This is a genomic window from Micromonospora rhizosphaerae (assembly GCF_900091465.1).
GTDB classification, from domain to species: domain Bacteria; phylum Actinomycetota; class Actinomycetes; order Mycobacteriales; family Micromonosporaceae; genus Micromonospora; species Micromonospora rhizosphaerae.
On the sequence record NZ_FMHV01000002.1, the window covers coordinates 5,369,307 to 5,386,949 of the forward strand.

Here is a 17,643-nt window from a genome sequence, read left to right on the forward strand (position 1 = left end):
ACCGCTGTTTGCGATGCTCCGGCGGATCCTGTTGAAAGGCATCAGGTCCAAAGCCGCCGATCGGAAGCCTCGGGTCAAAGCCCCAAGCTGGGGTCGCTCCTCCCTGGCCGGCCAACAAGACGGCAGCGAGTGGACCCGGTTCGCCAAGACCGGCGCGACAAACAATGGTGCGGCTTCTGGCAAGCGCACACCCCCTGAACATCCTAGGAGGATTCCCCGGGCCGCTCCCCCGCCGCGTCACACGAATCCGACAAGCGCTCTACTCGGGATTTGACCGATCAGTGGCGGCGTTCTGTCGGCCCGCCGCCATGCCCTAACCTTTTCACCAACGGCTCAGCGCGGCGGCCAACTGGGCCAGGGCGACATGGGCGGCGTCGAACAGGGCCAGTTTCCGCGGGAAGTTGTGGATGAGCCCCTGGTACCGGGCTGCGGTGACGGGAACGCCGGCCGCCAGCAGCCTGGCCGCGTACCGTTCACCCTCGGCGGACAACAGGTCGAGCTCGGCGGTGATGACCACGGCCGGGGGCAGGCCGGTGAGGTCGGCCCGCAGTGGGTCCAGATCCGGCTGTGTACGGTCCACGCCGGGTGGGGCGAACGCATCCCAGAAGAACCGCATCTCCTCCCGGTCCAGGCCGTACTCGTCTAGCCCGTGTTTCATAAGGCTCGGAGCCACTGGTTGATGATGGCGACGGTGACGGTGGCTTCGAAGCGGACGGCGAGTTTGTCGTAGCGGGTGGCCATGGCGCGGTGCTGTTTGAGCTGGTTGATGCCGCACTCCACGGCGTGCCGCAATCGGTAGTCGACCGGGTTGAAGGCGGGTGGTCGTCCGCCTTTGGATCCCTTGGCCTTACGGTGAGCGTCCTGGTCGGCCTTGCTCGGGATGCAGACCCGGATCTTTCGGCGGCGGGCATACCCGCGGTTGCCGCGGCCGGTGTACGCCTTGTCGGCCAGGACCAGGTCGGGACGAGTCCGGGGCCGGCCGCCGCCGACCCGGTACACCTTGATCCGCTCCAGCACGGTGATGAACTGCGGGCTGTCTCCGCGCTGCCCACCGGTGATCACCACGGCGAGGGTCTTACGGCCCTGCTCGCAGGCCAGGTGCGTCTTGGTGGTGAACCCGCCCCGGGAACGACCCAGCCCGTGATCGGCAGGCTCGGTGGCAACACCACCCGGCGGCTCCTTCTGCAGGTGACCGTCCCGGCGGGCACCCGCAGCGTGCTGGTGGGCGCGGCTGATCGTGGAATCGACGCTCACCGTCCAGTCGATCTTCCCGGCGGCGTCCGCCCCGGCCTGCAACCCTGCCAGGACCTTCGCCCACGTGCCGTCACGCTGCCAGCGCCGGAACCAGCGATACAAGGTCTGCCAAGGCCCATACACCTCCGGCACATCCCGCCACGGCGTCCCGGTCCGGACCCGCCACCGGATCCCGTCGATGATCTGCCGTTTCGTCCAACGCGGCGGACGCCCCCGGCCCGGCTCCACAGGCAGAACAGGCCGCAGCCCCGCCCACTGAGCGTCGGTGAGATCGTGCCGCCTCGCTGCCGCTACCCTGGGCACGAGGTCTCCGGTCGGTCTTCGGTTTGCTTGGTCGCTAACCGATCTACCGGAGACCTCCTCTCTTATCGATCACCGCCACGCCGGCTTCTCACCGCCTAGCAGAGCCTTACGAAACACGGGCTAGGGCCGGATAGTCGGCCGCGGGGTCGATGACCGGGCAGATGAGGATCTGTCCCGCAAGACGGACCCCCGCATCCCGGGCGCGCCGAGCGGTCACCGCCGCAAGGTGCCCTCCCACGGAGTCACCGGCCACCGCTGTCCGGCCCGGGTCGAGGCCGTGCCGAGCCGCCCCAGGGCCGCGCAGCCAGGTGAGCGCGCGCGCCATGTCGTCCACCGCGGCCGGGTACGGATACTCGGGGGCGAGCCGGTAGTCCACGGAGAGCACGGCCCAGCCGGACGCGGCCGCCACGTGCCGACACAGCCCGTCGTGGGTGTCCACGCTGCCCATCACCCAGCCCCCGCCGTGCGCATAGAGGACCACCGGCATCGCGTCGTGATCGTCGTCGCGGTAGAGGCGGGCGGGCACGCCGCCGGCGTCGACGGTCACCACGGACCGGATCGCAGGTGCGCTGCCCACCTCGGCCGGAGTCGCCTGGACCATGCTGAGTCGTGCCGCCGGCAGGTTCGCCCGGGTGAGCGGGACACGCTGCTGGACTTGCATCGCCGCCCGCGCCTGCGGGTGGAGCCGGCTGGGGTCCACCCGCCCATTATCGCTTGCTCGACGGATGTCAACGTTGCCGACACGGCGGTGACGGATCGGCGGAGAGGCGGCTACGGTGTGGACCGTGGATGAGCTTCTACCGGCACTGCCGGAGGACTGGCAGCGCTGCCTTGCGGTGGCCGCACACCCTGACGACATCGAGTACGGCGCGGCCTCGGCGATCGCCCGCTGGACCGCACAGGGCAAGCGGGTCACCTACCTGCTGGCCACCCGGGGCGAGGCAGGAATCGACGCCATGCACCCGGACCAGGCCGCGCCGTTGCGCGAGGAGGAGCAGCGCGCCGGGGCCCGCGAGGTCGGCGTGGACGTCGTGGAGTTCCTCGACCACCGCGACGGGGTCGTCGAGTACGGTCCAGACCTGCGCCGCGACATCGTGCGGGCGATCCGCCGGCACCGGCCCGACGTCATCGTCTCGGGCGCCTTCACCGTCCGCATGGTGGGCGGTATCACCAACCAGGCCGACCACCGGGCGGTGGGGCTGGCTACGCTGGACGCCGCCCGCGACGCGGGCAACCGGTGGATCTTCCCAGAACTGGTGGGCGAGGGGCTACCACCCTGGGGCGGCGTGCGCTACGTCTGCTTCGCCGGCGCCGAGCGCCCCACCCACGGCGTGGACGTCACCGGTGAGCCGTTGCAGCGCGGTATCGCCTCGCTAGCCGCGCACGCTGAGTACACCAAGGGCCTGGGCGTGGTCGGCCCCGAACCCGGGCCGTTCCTCACCTGGGCGGCCCGCCAGGGCGGGCTGGCGCTGGGCGTGGAGGCGGCGGTCCTGTTCGACGTGCACGCCCTCGCCTTCGAGGGCCCACCACCCTGGCTCTGAGCCCTGCCAGAACACTCTCCGGCGAGCGTGTCGGGCCACCGCGAGCTGATGCCGCGCCCGCGGGAAATCGCATCCGTCCTGATTAGAATGACCGGTCGTGCTTCGGTAGGTACAACGTCCGACAGCCCGGAAACACGGCGCAGAAGACGTCCAATCGGCCCCTCGGCAGCTTACCGGCGCATCGGAGTCCGTCCGGACGGAGGATTCATCGATGTCCAGCCTTTTCGCATGCTGACTGAGACGACTACCCGCGTCTATGGCCGCTCCCCGGGCGGCTATGCCCACCCGGGGGGTAGGAGGGTCGCAATGAAGCGCTCCACCGTGTTCCTGTCAGCGTTACTCCTGATGATCTTCGGGCTCGTCGCACCCTCGGCGGCACAGCCGTCGCAGGGCGAACTCGACATGTACACCGTGCGGGCCGCGCCCGCGCAGGCCGCTCAGCTCGTCCGGGAGGGTCTCGACGTCGTGGCCACCCGGCTCGTCGGGGAAGACGTCGAGTTGGACGTGGTCCTCAGCGACGCCGAGCGTGCCCGGCTCGGCGACCGAGGCCTACGCGTCGCGCCCAAGCGCAACAAGGACGGCAAGACCCAGCGCCAGCTCGCCGCCGAGCAGGCGGCCAGCGGATACAACGTGTGGCGGTCCTGGGACGAGCCGGGCGGCATCCGCGACGAGCTGTACGACCTCGCGAACCGGAACCCGCAGCTGGTCAAGCTTGAGGTGCTCGGGCACACATACCAGGGACGCGAGCTCATCGCGCTCAAGGTGACGCAAGCGGCCAAGGAGGTCCCCGACGCCTCGCGCCCGGCCGTGCTGTACAGCTCGAACCAGCACGCCCGCGAGTGGATCAGCGTCGAGGTCAACCGGCGCCTGCTGAGGTGGTACGTCGACCGCTGGCGGGCCAATGACAAGGACATCAAGGACCTGCTGAAGAGCACGGAGCTGTGGTTCGTCATCTCCGCCAACCCGGACGGATACCAGTACACGTTCGACAACGAACGGCTGTGGCGCAAGAACCTGCGCGACAACAACAACGACGACCAAATCACCGTCGGCGACGGTGTCGACCCGAACCGCAACTTCAACGCGCGCTTCAAGTACGACGAGGAGGGCTCCTCGTCCATCTCCGCCGGGGAGACCTACCGCGGGCCGAGCCCCGCCTCCGAGCCCGAGACCCAGGCGATGCAGGGCCTGCTCGACCGGATCAAGCCCAAGTTCCAGTCCAACTTCCACTCCTTCGGGCCGTACATCCTCTACCCCCAGGGCTGGCAGATCGGCACGCCCGAGGCCGACAACCCGATCTACACCGCGCTCGCCGGCACCGACGCCAACCCAGCGATCCCGGGCTTCGACCCCGGCATCAGCTCGGATGAGCTGTACGTGACCAACGGCGAGACGACCGACTACGCCGACACGGCCAACGGCACCATCGCCTTCACTCCGGAACTGAACGAGGGGTGCCCCGGCTGCGGCTTTGTCTTCCCCGACGACGAGGCGCTGATCCAGGCGGAGTTCGAGAAGACCCTCCCGTTCGACCTCTCGCTGGCCCGCTCGGCCACCCGCCCGGCGGACCCGGTGTCCGCGGTCGGTGCGACGGTCAAGCCGTTCTACCTCGACCAGACCGAGGTCGACCCGGAGAACGGCGCCCTGGCGATGTTCGACTTCACCTTCGACGTCTCGTACGGCGATCCGCAGGATGTGCGGGTGCTCGCCAAGCGCAGCCTCGGCGCCGTGACCGTCAAGTTCCAGATCAACGGCGGTACGGTGCACAGCGCCCCCACGTCAGAGTGGACGAGTGGCCAGCGCTACGGAGTCGGGAACTCGAACTACTACCGGGTCATGCGCGGACAGGTGACCGGCACCAACCCGGGCGACACGGTGAAGGTGTGGTTCGAGGGCGGCGGGGCCGCCAGCGACTCGTTCACCTACCGGGCGGTCGCCGAGAGCACAAACCGCGTGCTGGTCATGGCGGCCGAGGACTACACGGGCGCCTCACCCGCCCAGGCCCCCGGCCCGCACTTCCTGTCGTACTACACCGACGCCCTGGCGGCGAACGGGATCGGGTACGACGTGTACGACGTCGACGCTCGAGGGCGTGCCGCGCCGGATGCGCTAGGCGTACTCAGCCACTACGACGCGGTCATCTGGTACACGGGCAACGACATCATCACGCGCGAGCCAGGCTGGGGTGCGGGCAATGCCTCCCGGCTGGCGATGGAGGAATTGCTGCAGGTGCGTGACTACCTCAACGAAGGCGGCCGCGTGCTCTACACCGGCAAGTACGCCGGTCACCAGTACGCGCCGGGCCACGGCACCCAGCGTTACGACCCGTTCGAGAACAAGATGTGCTCCGACCCGGCCATCCTGCGACGGTGCCGCGCGCTCGGCGGCTCGGGCGACGGCCTCAACGACGTGATCGAATACTGGTTCGGCGCCGGGGCCATCAACGAGGACGCCGGTGCGAACCCAGCCGGTGGGCTGTACGACGTGGCCGGTATTGACACCCCGTTCAACGGCCTCGACTGGGGCTTCAACGGCCCCGGCAGCGCCGCCAACCAGGATCACAGCGCCTCGTTCCTGACCACGAGCGGGCTGCTTCCGGTCGCCGACTTCCCGCAGTTCCGCAGTTGGCCGGCGGCCAGGTACGACCGGCCCGGTGGGCCGTTCGACCCGCACACCGGTGACAACTACGTCTACTCGCAGATCGCCGACGTCTCGTACAAGCGGCTTACCCGGACGATCACCGTTCCGGCCGGCGGTGCCACGCTGTCGTTCTGGACGTCGTACAACACGGAGGCGGAGTGGGACCACGTGCTGGTCGAGGCCCACACGGCCGGACAGAACGACTGGACGACGCTGCCCGACCTCAACGGCCATACCAACCAGGAGACCGGGCAGTCGTGCCCGGCCGGCTGGCGCGACCTGCACCCGCACCTCGACCATTACCAGACGCTCAACGCCGACGGCACGTGCAGCCCGACCGGTACGACCGGCGCATGGCACGCCGCCTCCGGTGTCTCCGGCGGCTGGCAGCAGTGGCGGGTCGACCTGGGGCAGTTCGCCGGCCGTCAGGTCGAGGTCTCGATTGCGTACGTGAGCGACTGGGCAACGCAGGGCTTGGGCGTGTTCGTCGACGACGTCGAGGTGTCCACGGGCGAGGGCAGCACATCGTTCGAGGACGGGCTCGGCGGCTGGGCGGCAACCGGACCGCCGGAGGGCAGTGCGTCGAACACTAACAACTTCGTCCGAACGACGGCGGCGGGCTTCCCCGAGGGCGCCGTGGTCGCCACCGATGCCACGCTCTACTTCGGCTTTGGCTTCGAGGGGATCAGCGATATGGCCACCCGGAACTCGGTAATGGGCAGGGCCATGGGGTATCTGCTGCGCTGAGAGCACTGGCTGACGGCGGCCGATGAGAATCATCGGCCGCCGTCGACCGTCGAAACCCCGGGAACAACCGCGCCGCACCGGTCGCCGCCGCCGCGGTGCTCGGCCTCCTTGAGGATGTAGAACCACAGCGGAGTGCCGTGTGCACCGAGGCGAGGCCCGGGGTGCTGGCCCGGGGCCGGGCGGCCGGCCCGCACACCGGATTCACCGGGTCTGGTCAGTCGGTCGGATCAGGATCTCGTTGACAGCGACGTGCTCGGGCTGGGTGAGCGCGTACAGGACGGCGCCAGCGATGTCCTCGGCGCGGGACGCGATCGACCGCCTCTGCGACGCCGCCGAGGCACTCGCCGCTCGGACACGCGAACAAGACGCCGTCCGCAGCGACATCACGGGAACGTCGTGCTGCTACTCGGCGGCATCCACCAGACAGCAGCGCCCCTGCTGAACGCACAGCCGCAGGCATGGCGCCGCTACCTCGAACTGGCCCTCGACGGGCTGCGCACCACCAACGCCCGCACACTGCCACATCGGCCGCCCCGCCGCCTGAACCTCACCGATCCCGCAGAACTCACGTGACCTGCGACGCTGTCTCCGACCACGCGACCACCAGAAATTCGACCAGGCGCTGGCCGCCGTGCGCGCCGGCGACGCCCTGTCCGGCTCACCTACCGCCAAAAAAGTAAGGGGTCGTTCATGGCGAACTACAACTGACGCCCCCAAGATGCCCCGCTCGCGCCGCCCGGGGGCGGCGCGAGCGGGGCGGCGGCTCAGCCTCGGAGGGTGGCCATGTTGCCGGCGCTGATCTTGGCAAAGCGCAGGGACCGGCCCGGGTCGGCGCTGCCACCCGGGGCATTATCCTGCTCGTAGTTGGGGTTGTGGTAACCCTTGGCGCCGATGTTCCCGAAGAACGACGTGAAGTCGATGTCGCTACGGGGGTCGCCGAAGGGGATCATCGTGTAGCCGTCGCCCACGCCGTCCGGCTGCCCGGTGGCGTCGCCGTCCTTGGCGTGGAACAGCGCGTAGCGCATCGTCTGCTTCGCCACCTGGGCGGTCGGGTCGAAGATGTCTTCCACCCGCTTGCCGTCGTAGTCGTAGCGCCACCGCCACTGGTGCTGCGCGACGTGCGCCCAGTAGATGTCCATCTCGATGACGACCAGCTCCGGGTCCGTGACGTCGAGGTAGTGCTGCATGAGCCGCTTGCCGGACTCGGCGCGCACCACCGTCGGCGGGATCGGCGCGCCGCTGACGCGGTCCTCGGTGACGGTCACCAGCGGGCCGTCCTGGAGGAAGTTGTACGCCGGCGAGTGGTTGTGGGTGTACATGTGGATGCCCCACTGGAGGCTGATCCGGTTCAGCGCCTCCCACTTCTCCCCCGCGACCGTCCACGGCTCGATGTTGCGGTTGTTGGCGCTCGTCGGGTCGCCGCCGGTGCCCATGTAGGGCATGCCGAGGATCGCCGCGAACTCCAGCTCCGTCTGCAGCCGGTCGTAGTCCTGGCTGGACATGGTGCCGCCGGGGCTGTTCGGGCCGTACCAGGTGTTCGGGATGAACCCGTGGTTGCCGATCGCCTGCAGGCCGTACGCGTCGAGGAAGCCGCGCAGCGTGCGCGCGTACGCCAGGTACGCCGCCCGCGACTCAGCCGTGGTCACCCCACCCGGCGCGGGGTTGGGCGCGGCGCCGCCGGGGTTCGCGGCATTCTGCCCGTAGCCGGCGAACTCGATCTGCTTGAAACCGCAACCGGCCAGGAACTCGAACAGCTCCAGCCAGCCGCCGGGCAGCGGCACCAGCGGGCCGAGGTCGTCCGGGTTCTGGGGGAACTCCGGTCCGCCCAGGTAGCCCATCGTCGGCGGGACGCCCATCGCCGCGCTCGCCGCGATGCCGACCCGGGTGGGCACGTCGCGCTGGGTGAAGGTGATGGTGCCCAGCTTGCCGTCCGGGATGAGCCGCCCGCTCGCCGCGCTCGCCATGCTGGGTGAGAACACCGCTGCCGGGCCGAGCGGGCTGAACGCGGCGGCCGCGGCCGCACCGGCGCCGGCCATGAGCCGCCGCCGGCTGATCCTGCTGTCAAAGGCCATTGTGGTCCCTCTCTCGAAAACCGTCGATCGAAGCGGGGGCGGCGGGTGCGCCGCGTGGCGGCGCGGCGCACCCGCCGCGGTGCACTAGGAGCCGCTCACCCCCTGTCCGCCGAACTCGGCCCAGTTGAGGTTGAACAGGTTGCCGCCGGTCTGGCCACCGGACACCGACCGGAACACGAGGTAGACCTTGTGCAGGCCACCCGGATCCACGATCGGGAAGGTCTGGCTCTGCCAGGTCGCCGCGTCACCGGTCGAGGTGAGCGCCGCCGTGGTGAGGATCGGCCCGTTCACCGCGTCGAGGTGGACCTCGACGGCCGCCATCGGGCCGCCCGCCGGCACCTGCGTCGACGTGCTCGCCACCCGGAACGTGAGCGAGTTGATGTTCTGCAGGTTGAACGGGCCGTTGAGTGCGATCCAGTCGCCGCTGGCGAGGCTGCCGCGGTGCTGGCTGCCGCCCGCCGGGTCGTTGGTGGTGGCGACGTTCGTGCCGGACTCTTCGGCGGCGAACTCGACCTCTTGGCGCTTCTGGCGGACATTGTTCTGGGTCACCGTGGTCAGCGCCGGAACCCCGCCCGGACCGCCGAGGTCGGTGTAGGAGGCGCTGATGACGCCGAAGACGTTGCCGCCGTGTGACACGTCGTTGGCGTCGGTCGGCAGCACGCCGGTGCAGCCGTTGACGGTCTGCTCGGCATGCCCGTGGGTGTCGTGGCCGAGCACGAACGTCACCGCGACCCGGCTGCAGTCGATCGTGCCGTCCTCCGGATCGGTGACGGTCACCGAGAACGGGATGCTGTCGCCGAAGGCGAACAGGCCGCCCTCGACCGGAGTGTTGACGGTCACCTTGGGAGCCGTGTTGCCCACCGTGATGGTGGTGTTCGCGGACGCGGACTTGCCGCTGGAGTCCAGCACCGTGAGCCTCGCCGTGTACTGGCCGGGCGTGGTGTAGGTGAACTGCGGGTCCGGGTCGGTGGAGTCGACGGCGCCGTCGCCGGTGAAGTCCCACTGGAACCGGATCGAGTCGGCCGGGTCGGGGTCGCGCGAGCCGGCGCTGGAGAACTGCACGGTCAGCGGCGCGGCGCCGCTGGTCGGGGAGGCGGCGAGCACCGGGATCGGGGCGCGCTGACCCTTCACGTAGTCCCAGCGGTAGAGGCCGGCGTCGTTGTTGACGTTGAAGAAGCCGTCACCGTAGGCGAGGAGGTAGAAGTGCCCCTTCCCGTCGAACTGCAGGTCCATCGGGTTGTCGCACTCGAACGGATTGCTCGTCTGCGGTACCCGCTGCGGGGTGAGGCCGCCGCAGTCCAGCAGGTTGTTGATCTTGAAGATCCGGTTCTGCGAGTCGAGCCGGACCTCGCGCAGCGTGTCCCGGGTGAACTCGCCGAAGAAGACCGTGTTGTCGTAGTAGGGCGGCAGCTTCGTCGGGTCCGCGTTGTTCGGGTCGAAGTGGTACTTCGCTGCGCCGTGCGGGCCAACGCCACCCGTGCCCAGCTCAGGGAACAGGCGAGGACAGGTCGTGGCGCCCGAGCCGTTGTAGTACGCCAGGCACGGCGTACCGATCGGATTGTCCGCCCGGTTCTCGGGGGTGTAGGAGTACCAGATGTCCGGGTTGGTGATCGGCGGGCCGTATTCGAGGCCAGGCTCGACGGTGGGTCCGCCGTTGAGGTTCCAACGCGAGTTGTTCTGCGGTCCACGCGTCGGGTTGTCACACTCGTGCGCCTGCGCCGGGGTGTCGAGCGGAGTGGAGGTGTTGAAGTTCCACCGGTAGTAGGGCAGGTCGGTCTTGTAGCACAACGGCCAGCCGTAGTTAGCCGGCTTGCGGACGATCTCCACCCGGCCCGTACCCGCCGGCCCGCGGAAGTTCTGCGGCGTCTGGGAGTCGGGCGAGTAGTCGGTGATGTACGCGACGTCGTTCTCGTCGACCTGGATCCGGAACGGGTTCCGGAAGCCCATCGCGTAGATCTCCGGGCGGGTCTTCTCCGTGCCGACCGGGAACAGGTTGCCCGCCGGGGCCGTGTACGCCCCACCGAAGCGGTTGGCCTCGCCGGAGGCGATGTCGCCGCCCTTGACCGTGATCCGCAGGACCTTGCCGCGCAGGTCGTTGGTGTTCTGCGCGGAGCGCCGGGCGTCAACGTGCGGGGCGTTGTACTGCCCGCTCGCGGTGAGCTGGTCGTTGAACGGGCCGAAGCCGCCGGAGTTGCCGCCGCCGGCCGGCGTGTCGTCGCCCGTGACCAGCCACAGGTTGCCGTGCTTGTCGAAATCGATGTCGCCGGCCACGTGGCAGCAGGCGCCACGGTTGACCGGGACACGCATGATCTCCTGCTCGGACGCCACGTCAAGGTGCGCCGGGGTGTCCGCCGTCGCGCCCACGAACTTGAAGCGGGAGAGCTGGAAGTAACCGACCCAGGGGTCCCACACCGCCGGAGAGTTGCCCGTGTTCGGGGCGTTCGCCGTCGGCGTCGTCTGCGTGACCACCTCGCCGGTCGACAGCTTCACGTCCTTGACCGTCGGCGGCGCGTAGTAGAGGTACACCCAGCGATTGGTCGCGAAGTTGTCGTCGATACCCGGCCCGTAAAGGCCGTCCTCGCTGGCCGTGTAGACCGGGATCTGGGCCAGCATCGTGGTGGTGTTGGACTTGGGGTCGTGCAGCCGGACGCCGCCGCGGCGGTCGGTCTGGATGACCCGACCGTCGGGCAGGACGTCGAAGCCGACCGGCTCATTGGTGTTCGGCGGGAGCGCGACCGCGGTCTGCTGGTAGTTGGCGAGCACCGTCGCGCCGCAGTCGGAGTAGACCGGGTCGGCCTGCCCCGCCGCCCACTTGATCGCGCCGCCCAGGTGAGATCGCAGGTTCGCCTCGCCGAAGCCGGCTGCGGTGTTGCCGAGCGCCGTGTAGAACGAGCGGCCGCCCTGCCAGTCCTTGCACCAGGTGACCGGGTGGTCGGCACCCATGTTGCCGCCGGCGATGCCGGTGAGCGTCCCGCCCCACGACTGCTGCGCGAAGGTGTCCTCGACGACGGTGGCGAGGACGTGGCTCTTGCCGCGGACGTTGGACTGGAAGTTGTACCAGGCGTCGCTCCTGGTCCAGTACTCCGGCAGGTTCTTTGACGCGTCGTGAACCCGGTCGGCGACCTTGATGGTGCCAGGCTGGACGTCGGTCCGGCCAGAGGCGCGGGTTCCGAGCACATCGGACAGGAACTGCCAGCCGGGCTGGGCCTCGATCGCCGAGCCGATGCCGACGAAACCACCACCCGCCTTGTAGTACGCCTCGAACGCGGCCTGCTGGGCCGCGTTCAGCACATCGCCGGAGGTGTTGAGAAAGACGACCGCGCGGAACTTCTTCAGGTACGCGAGATCGAACTTGCGGGCGTCGCCGGTCGCCTGGACGCTGAACCGGAGCTGCTCGCCCAGTTCTTTGATTGCTTCGACGCCGGCGGTGGTCGGCGCCTGGTCGCCGTCCGTGGACTTGGTGAAGACCAGGACCCGGTACTGGACGCCGTCGCTGGCCGGGGCGGGCGCCGCCACCGCCGGGGCGGACGCGGACGTCGGGCCGACGAGCGTGGTGCCGACGAGCGCTAGCAGGCCGGCGAACGCGGTGACGCGACGGCCGAGGGCTTTGCGCATGGAACCTCCTCGCAGGGGCATAACCGACTGACGGATCGTCGCGAAGAGACGGTCCGGGAACGGTGTGGTCGGGAACCGTGTGATGGGGGTCGGTGTGATCGGCGCGGTGCGCCGGTACGGCCGCAGAAACGGCGTACGGGGGATCGTCTCGCTTCATTGCGGTTCGGTGCTCCGAGCCGCGCCTCAGTGCTCGCCGGGGATCCCGCTCGGCGGGGCGAGGAACTCTTTGGCCTGTTCGGCGTGACTCTATATCCGCCCTCCCGCCAAAGAAAGAGCCCGATGGACGAAAGTTTCCTTCTAGGAAGGGCCAGCTTCTGCTAGAAAAGTCGAAAGTTCATCATCGGGCAACCCAAGTAGGAACTACGTGGAGAAGTCGGCGACCTCTGTGTGGTCGGACCTCGGCCGTAACTCCAAGTTCCCGTCGGCACTGCCGATCGCCGCCGACGTGGTGGCTTCGTACTCGATGGCGGGATCCGTTCTGGATCGCCACCGCGCCATGGGCGCCTGAACCGGCAGACCATGCTGAACTCGGCACGCAGCGGGCCGTTGCCCAGCGCGATCGGCTTGCGCAGCCCGATGGTGCCGGTCTGGGTGCTGCCGGCGCCGATCGCGTCCCGCCAGTTTCCCCGAACGGGTCTGCCGAGTAGGTGTTCCCCTGGGCGTCCACGACAGCAGTGCTCGCCACCGGCACGTTCAGCGTGCCCCCACCCCGGTTCGTTGCCGACAGGTGCACCAGGCCGACCCCGCCCCGGTTTTCGATGCCAGTGACGGTCAGCGTGAGCGCGCCACGGCTGGCCGACGCGCTACCCCGGCTGACAAGCGCTGCCGGCTCCGCCGTAGCCTCGGCCGGAGCGCCCGCCACGGCGCCCCGGGCGAAGGACGGCAGCAACACGGTCGGTGAGGCCCCGGCGAGCAGCTGGTGCACGCTGACCATCAGTGCGGCCACGATGAGAACCACCACGACGGCGTGCATATACCTTTGGCGGGGACTGCACTGCCGCGCACTCCGGAATCCCGGCCCGGCAGTGCGACTGCTCGTCACTGTTGCAGCAGGCCTACCGCGGTGCCGGCATCAGCATCCTCACACCACCAGCCAGCAGGTTCACGCAGGAACACCGGTCGGCGACTACGCCGCCCTGCGGCCCGGGGACTTGGTTTTCATTGCCGGCAGCACCGCGGCAGCACCAGTCGACCCGCGCATGTCGGCATGTACCTCGGGCACGGGCTGCTCAGATCGGTGCAAAACCGGGCGCCGCTGTCCCTGCCTTGGAGTTGGCGCATCTCGGTGGATCAGGGACGCGCGGGGGCGCGAACACGTGATCTGGGATAGCCGCGCGAATCGCGCCTCGGGCAAGCGGACGGTCAGCTCGTCATGTACGACACCGTGGAGCAGCGGGCGGTGTACTTGTCACGCGAGCTGGTGGTCCTGCAGCTAATCAATTGCGAGAATCCGAAGGTACGGGACGCACGGTGCGGTGGTGCGGTGAGCTGAGGTGATCTGACCGGCTCTGCAATGTGGTTGTGTGTCACAAGGACTTCGAGCTGATCACGCTTCGTGTCGCTTGCATGACTGCTTGGATTGGCAACTCGCCTCACCATACGTCCATGACTCCTGCTGCTGCTCGATCCAGTCCATACTCCGGCAGGTCGCTGGCCCTCGCCGCGACGATCGGGGCAATCGGGTTCGCGGCATTCGGCACGTGGGCGTCCTTCAATCATGATCTTGGCATTCTTCGTACCCTTGAGCTGGCGGGGTCTGCTGAAGCGGTAGGTGAACTGATCGCGGCGGGCGACGAGGGGTCGCCGGCGTCGATCCTGGTATGGAATCTGCTGTTTGTTGCCAGTTATGTCTGCGCCGTCGCTGTGGCGGGTTCTCTAGGTAGTTGGATTTTCGTAACAGCGGCCGCGCGTAGCATGGCGCGTCTGTCGATTGCCTTCGGCGTGTTGGCTGGACTGTTGGAACTGACCGCGAACCGCTTGTTGGCCAATGCGCCGGCATCTCCCGAGGCGCTCACTGATCGTGTGCAATGGCTGCAGGCCTTGATGTTCGCCGCTTCAGTGCTGCTGATCTTCGCGCTTCCGGTTACCGCCACGGCTGTGGTGGTGGCGGTCTCGCGATTGGTGTACAGCCTCTCTCGGCGAACCTCGCCACCGGACGCGCCGACCGAGAGCAACCCGCCGCGCCTGCTTCCCGGCAAGACCGTGCTCTGCGGACCGGACCCGAGCGGCTCACCGGACGAGTCCGGTCGGATGGGATCCCGTGCGGCATGGGTGGCCAATTGGCGACTGCCAGAGTCTCGCACGCGGGGTGGTGTCGGCATCTGCGTGTCGGGCGGTGGGATACGCTCCGCCGTCTTCACGCTCGGCGCCCTACAGGCCTTGCAGGAAGTGGACCGGTTGAGGGAGGCTCGCTACCTGGTGGCGGTTTCCGGGGGCGGCTACGCCGCAGGTGCCATGCGTCTGGCATTGCAGCCGTCGGTGCCGGTCAAGCCCGCGGGCTGGCTCTGCCGCATGCTCAGTAGGCTGGGTAGCAACGTCTCCGCCGGCGGTTCGTCGGAGTCGCTGGCGACCCCTCAGACCGTGTTTGCCATGGGATCACCAGAGTTCGACCATGTCCGCCGCCATTCCAAGTATCTCGCTGACGGCGCGGGGCAGTGGGTCACCGCCCTCGCGGTCGTGCTCCGCGGGTTCCTGGTCGCACAGCTCATGCTGCTGCTAGCTGTCATGCTCGTTGGGCGCGGGATCGGCGAGGTGTATTCCGCGGCGCCCACGGCGCTCCAGGAAGCATTGCTTCACCCTAGCCGGCTTCCGCTTGGCGTCCGCTGGGCTGTCGCGGTTCCCCTCTTGGCTGCCCTTGTCTGTTGGATGTTGGGGGTAGTTTTCGAGAATTGGCCGCGCACGGCATGTGTCCGGCGCCTGCTGCGGCCGACAGCGACGGTCCTTGCATACGCGGGGCTGGTCATGGTTCTTTTCGGCCTGCTCGTTCCGGTACTGCTCTGGGGGAGCACGAAGGTTCCCGGCCCCCCCGGTGACACCGGTGTACAACAGGCGGCCACCGGCGCCGCCACGGTCCTAACCGCGGGCTACCTCGCCGCCGTCGCCGGGATCTTCATGACCGTTGGCCGTTTTGCGGGCTCCGTGATGGGCTGGGTACGTAGGAACCGCGCCGCCCTCGCCGTGGTCCCGACCGTGCTTCTGCAATGGACGCTGATCTTGTTGGGCGTGGCCGTGTTGATCGCGGCCCATCTGCTGGTGTTCGCTCGGGTCATTCTCGGCACCACCAAGGGCACGAACGAATGGCCGGGACCGGTCGGCGGCTGGCACTTCTGGCTGATCGCGCTCGCCTTCGTGTTCCTGGCACTGCTGGTCGATCAGACCCGCTGGAGTCTTCACCCGTTCTACAAGCGTCGACTAGCAACGGCCTTCGCAGTTCGGCGGGTAAGACGGAACGGCGAAACGGGTTCGGAGCAGTACCGGCCTGAGGAGGTGACCAGCCTGTCCTCTACCTGCCGGCCTTGGACCGAGGACGACCCGTTCCCCCAGGTCATCTTCCTCACCGCGGCCAACGTTTCCGGCCAGCGCGTCACCCCACCAGGGCGCAAGGTCTTGCCGTACACCTTGTCCGGTGACTGGATCGGCAGCCCACGGCTCGGCTGGATCGACGCCGAGGCGCTCGAAAATGCCGTGCGCCACCCGCTTCGACTCGACCTGACGACCCAGGCAGCAATGGCAATCTCGGGGGCGGCGTTCGCCTCGGCGATGGGTGCGGCCGCGACACCGTTCTCCCTGCTGTTCGCCCTCACCAACGCCCGTCTAGGCACGTGGCTCCCCAATCCGCTGTTTCTGTACAAGCACCCGCCGGCGCCCGACGTACACGAAGCTGACGCCGCAGATGCCCCTGGCTCAGCCCAAGCCCCCACCGTTCCCAGCCACTGGCGCTATCCCCGGCTTCCCAGCTGGCGCCGGCTGCACTTCCTGGTCCGAGAGATCTTCGGCATCTACCCTTGGAACGCACAGATGCTCCTCGTCACCGACGGCGGGCACTACGAAAACCTCGGGCTGGTCGAGATGCTACGTCACGCACCCAACGTCGTGTACTGCTTTGACGCCAGCGGTGGTGCGACCCTCCCCGCGAGCGCTCTCGGGCCCGCGATCAGACTCGCACGAGAGGAGCTCGGAATAGAGATCACGTTTGACGATCCGCCCCACGACCCGGAAGGCGCCACCCCGGGCAGTGCCACGGCCGCGAGCAAGGACCAGCCCAACGACCCGCTCGCGGCGCGGCTCGCAAGCTCGGACGTCGTAATCGCCACCATCACTTATCCAGACTGCAGGCCTCCCACGGCGCCAGCCCACGGCAAGCTCTTCCTAGGCCGTGCAGGCCTGACCCGCACGACCCCATGGGACGTGCGGGCATACGCGGTCCGACATCCACGATTTCCGAACGACAGCACCGGTGACCAATGGTTCGACCAGGAGCAGTTCGACGCCTACCATGCCCTCGGCCGGCATATTGGCCGATCGGTCCTCACCGCAGCGCAAGCAAGCGGCGCCCAATCGAGCAGCGCGGGTATCCCTTCGCCGGCGGCATCATCTGGTGTCCCGAAACAGCCCAAGGCAAGTGGCAACCACCCGGGCGGCGAAGTTGTCACCCCCTGAGGGCAGAGCGCTGATGTCTTGAGATTACCTCCTTGACTTGAGGGCCTTTGCAGATCGGCGTCATTGGAGGCACGCCATGACGAATGATCAATTCGATTCCGACGGCCTCGGCGTCCTCATCGTCGACGACATCGCGCTGCATCGTGACAACCTCGTCACGGCGCTCGCCGGTCACCCCCCCATCGGGTATGCGGCGGGCGCGACCGGCGCCGACGACGCCGTGCGGCTGCTGCACACCCGCCGGTTCTCGGTGGTGCTGCTCAGCATGGCCGGGGTGCAGAGCCGGGGCATCTGCCGGGACATCGTCGTGGCGGCCGACCCGGCGCGCGTGGTGGCGTACGCGGTGTCCGTCAGCGACGGTGAGATCATGACGTGCGCGGAGGCCGGTGTCAGTGGCTACCTGCTGCGCGACGACCCGTACCCCCAAATGGTGACCGCAGTGCAGGCCGCCGCACGCGGAGACATCTGGTGTCCACCGCCGGTGGCGGCCGTGCTGATGCGGCGGGTGGGCCCGCGCGGAACCGGTCTGGAAGTGTCCACCGGGCCGGGCCGGCTCACCGCGCGGGAGCGGCAGATCCTCGGCCTGATCGACGACGGCCTGTCGAACAAGGAGATCGCCCGCCGGCTGTCCATAGAGGTGCGCACAGTGAAGAATCACGTGCACAACCTGCTCGAGAAGCTCCGGGTCCACCGGCGCGGCGAGGCGGCCGCCCTGCTGCGCAGCCACGCCCGCCGGGCCCCCCTGTGACACCGCGCGGGCCCGGCGATGGTGCCCGCACCAGGCCCGGCTGGTACCAGGGACCAGGATGACG

11 protein-coding genes and 1 pseudogene are annotated in these 17,643 nt (G+C 68.6%); 7 read left to right on the forward strand and 5 right to left on the reverse strand.

From position 1 onward, the window contains the following. Positions 1–322 precede the first annotated feature (322 nt). From GA0070624_RS36500 to GA0070624_RS25285, 3 genes are all read right to left on the reverse strand, one after another. Positions 323–673, reverse strand: coding sequence for an alpha/beta hydrolase fold domain-containing protein (locus GA0070624_RS36500; protein ID WP_141715160.1), 351 nt, complete (start codon positions 671–673; stop codon positions 323–325). Beyond that, positions 655–1,557, reverse strand: a complete 903-nt coding sequence (locus GA0070624_RS25280; protein ID WP_091345318.1) for an IS5 family transposase — start codon at positions 1,555–1,557, stop codon at positions 655–657. The genes GA0070624_RS36500 and GA0070624_RS25280 overlap by 19 nt, the downstream gene beginning before the upstream one ends. 106 nt (positions 1,558–1,663) lie before the next feature. After that, complete coding sequence (locus GA0070624_RS25285) at positions 1,664–2,257, reverse strand: alpha/beta hydrolase (RefSeq protein ID WP_176731863.1); 594 nt, start codon at positions 2,255–2,257, stop codon at positions 1,664–1,666. A gap of 85 nt (positions 2,258–2,342) precedes the next feature. Between GA0070624_RS25285 and GA0070624_RS25290 the strand changes: the two genes are divergently transcribed. From GA0070624_RS25290 to GA0070624_RS34985, 3 genes are all read left to right on the forward strand, one after another. After that, positions 2,343–3,098: a PIG-L deacetylase family protein gene (locus GA0070624_RS25290; protein WP_091349766.1), complete on the forward strand. Its 756-nt coding sequence runs from the start codon at positions 2,343–2,345 to the stop codon at positions 3,096–3,098. Positions 3,099–3,404: 306 nt separating this feature from the next. Next, a complete protein-coding gene (locus GA0070624_RS25295) occupies positions 3,405–6,485 on the forward strand; it encodes a M14 family metallopeptidase (RefSeq protein ID WP_176731864.1) in 3,081 nt (1,026 codons plus the stop codon). Between the two features lie 396 nt (positions 6,486–6,881). Next, positions 6,882–7,058 (forward strand): hypothetical protein, encoded by a 177-nt coding sequence (locus tag GA0070624_RS34985; RefSeq protein WP_176731865.1) that lies wholly within the window; start codon positions 6,882–6,884, stop codon positions 7,056–7,058. 191 nt (positions 7,059–7,249) lie between these two features. Here GA0070624_RS34985 and GA0070624_RS25305 read toward each other — a convergent pair whose 3' ends face one another. Together GA0070624_RS25305 and GA0070624_RS25310 are read right to left on the reverse strand one after the other, a co-directional pair. Beyond that, complete coding sequence (locus GA0070624_RS25305; protein ID WP_091345321.1) at positions 7,250–8,557, reverse strand: sugar phosphate isomerase/epimerase family protein; 1,308 nt, start codon at positions 8,555–8,557, stop codon at positions 7,250–7,252. A gap of 84 nt (positions 8,558–8,641) precedes the next feature. Then, on the reverse strand, positions 8,642–12,172 hold the full coding sequence (locus tag GA0070624_RS25310) for a ThuA domain-containing protein (protein WP_176731866.1): 3,531 nt from the start codon (positions 12,170–12,172) through the stop codon (positions 8,642–8,644). Between the two features lie 364 nt (positions 12,173–12,536). Between GA0070624_RS25310 and GA0070624_RS34990 the strand changes: the two genes are divergently transcribed. The 4 genes and pseudogenes from GA0070624_RS34990 (at position 12,537) to GA0070624_RS25325 (ending at position 17,579) form a co-directional block, all read left to right on the forward strand. Continuing rightward, entirely contained in the window at positions 12,537–12,680 is a 144-nt protein-coding gene (locus tag GA0070624_RS34990) for a hypothetical protein (RefSeq protein ID WP_176731867.1), read from the forward strand. 464 nt (positions 12,681–13,144) lie between these two features. Then, positions 13,145–13,403 (forward strand): annotated as a pseudogene (locus GA0070624_RS36010) (C40 family peptidase); the annotation flags it as partial. Positions 13,404–13,777: 374 nt separating this feature from the next. Beyond that, a complete protein-coding gene (locus GA0070624_RS25320; RefSeq protein WP_141715161.1) occupies positions 13,778–16,831 on the forward strand; it encodes a hypothetical protein in 3,054 nt (1,017 codons plus the stop codon). Between the two features lie 76 nt (positions 16,832–16,907). After that, entirely contained in the window at positions 16,908–17,579 is a 672-nt protein-coding gene (locus tag GA0070624_RS25325) for a LuxR C-terminal-related transcriptional regulator (RefSeq protein WP_091345326.1), read from the forward strand. Positions 17,580–17,643 lie beyond the last annotated feature (64 nt).

What these genes read in the sequence shown, in the direction of transcription:
- GA0070624_RS25295 (WP_176731864.1), top strand. Translation starts at nt 3,405, where the DNA reads ATGAAGCGCTCCACCGTGTTCCTGTCAGCGTTACTCCTGATGATCTTC.
- GA0070624_RS25305 (WP_091345321.1), bottom strand. Translation starts at nt 8,557, where the DNA reads ATGGCCTTTGACAGCAGGATCAGCCGGCGGCGGCTCATGGCCGGCGCC.
- GA0070624_RS25310 (WP_176731866.1), bottom strand. Translation starts at nt 12,172, where the DNA reads ATGCGCAAAGCCCTCGGCCGTCGCGTCACCGCGTTCGCCGGCCTGCTA.
- GA0070624_RS25320 (WP_141715161.1), top strand. Translation starts at nt 13,778, where the DNA reads ATGACTCCTGCTGCTGCTCGATCCAGTCCATACTCCGGCAGGTCGCTG.
- GA0070624_RS25325 (WP_091345326.1), top strand. Translation starts at nt 16,908, where the DNA reads ATGACGAATGATCAATTCGATTCCGACGGCCTCGGCGTCCTCATCGTC.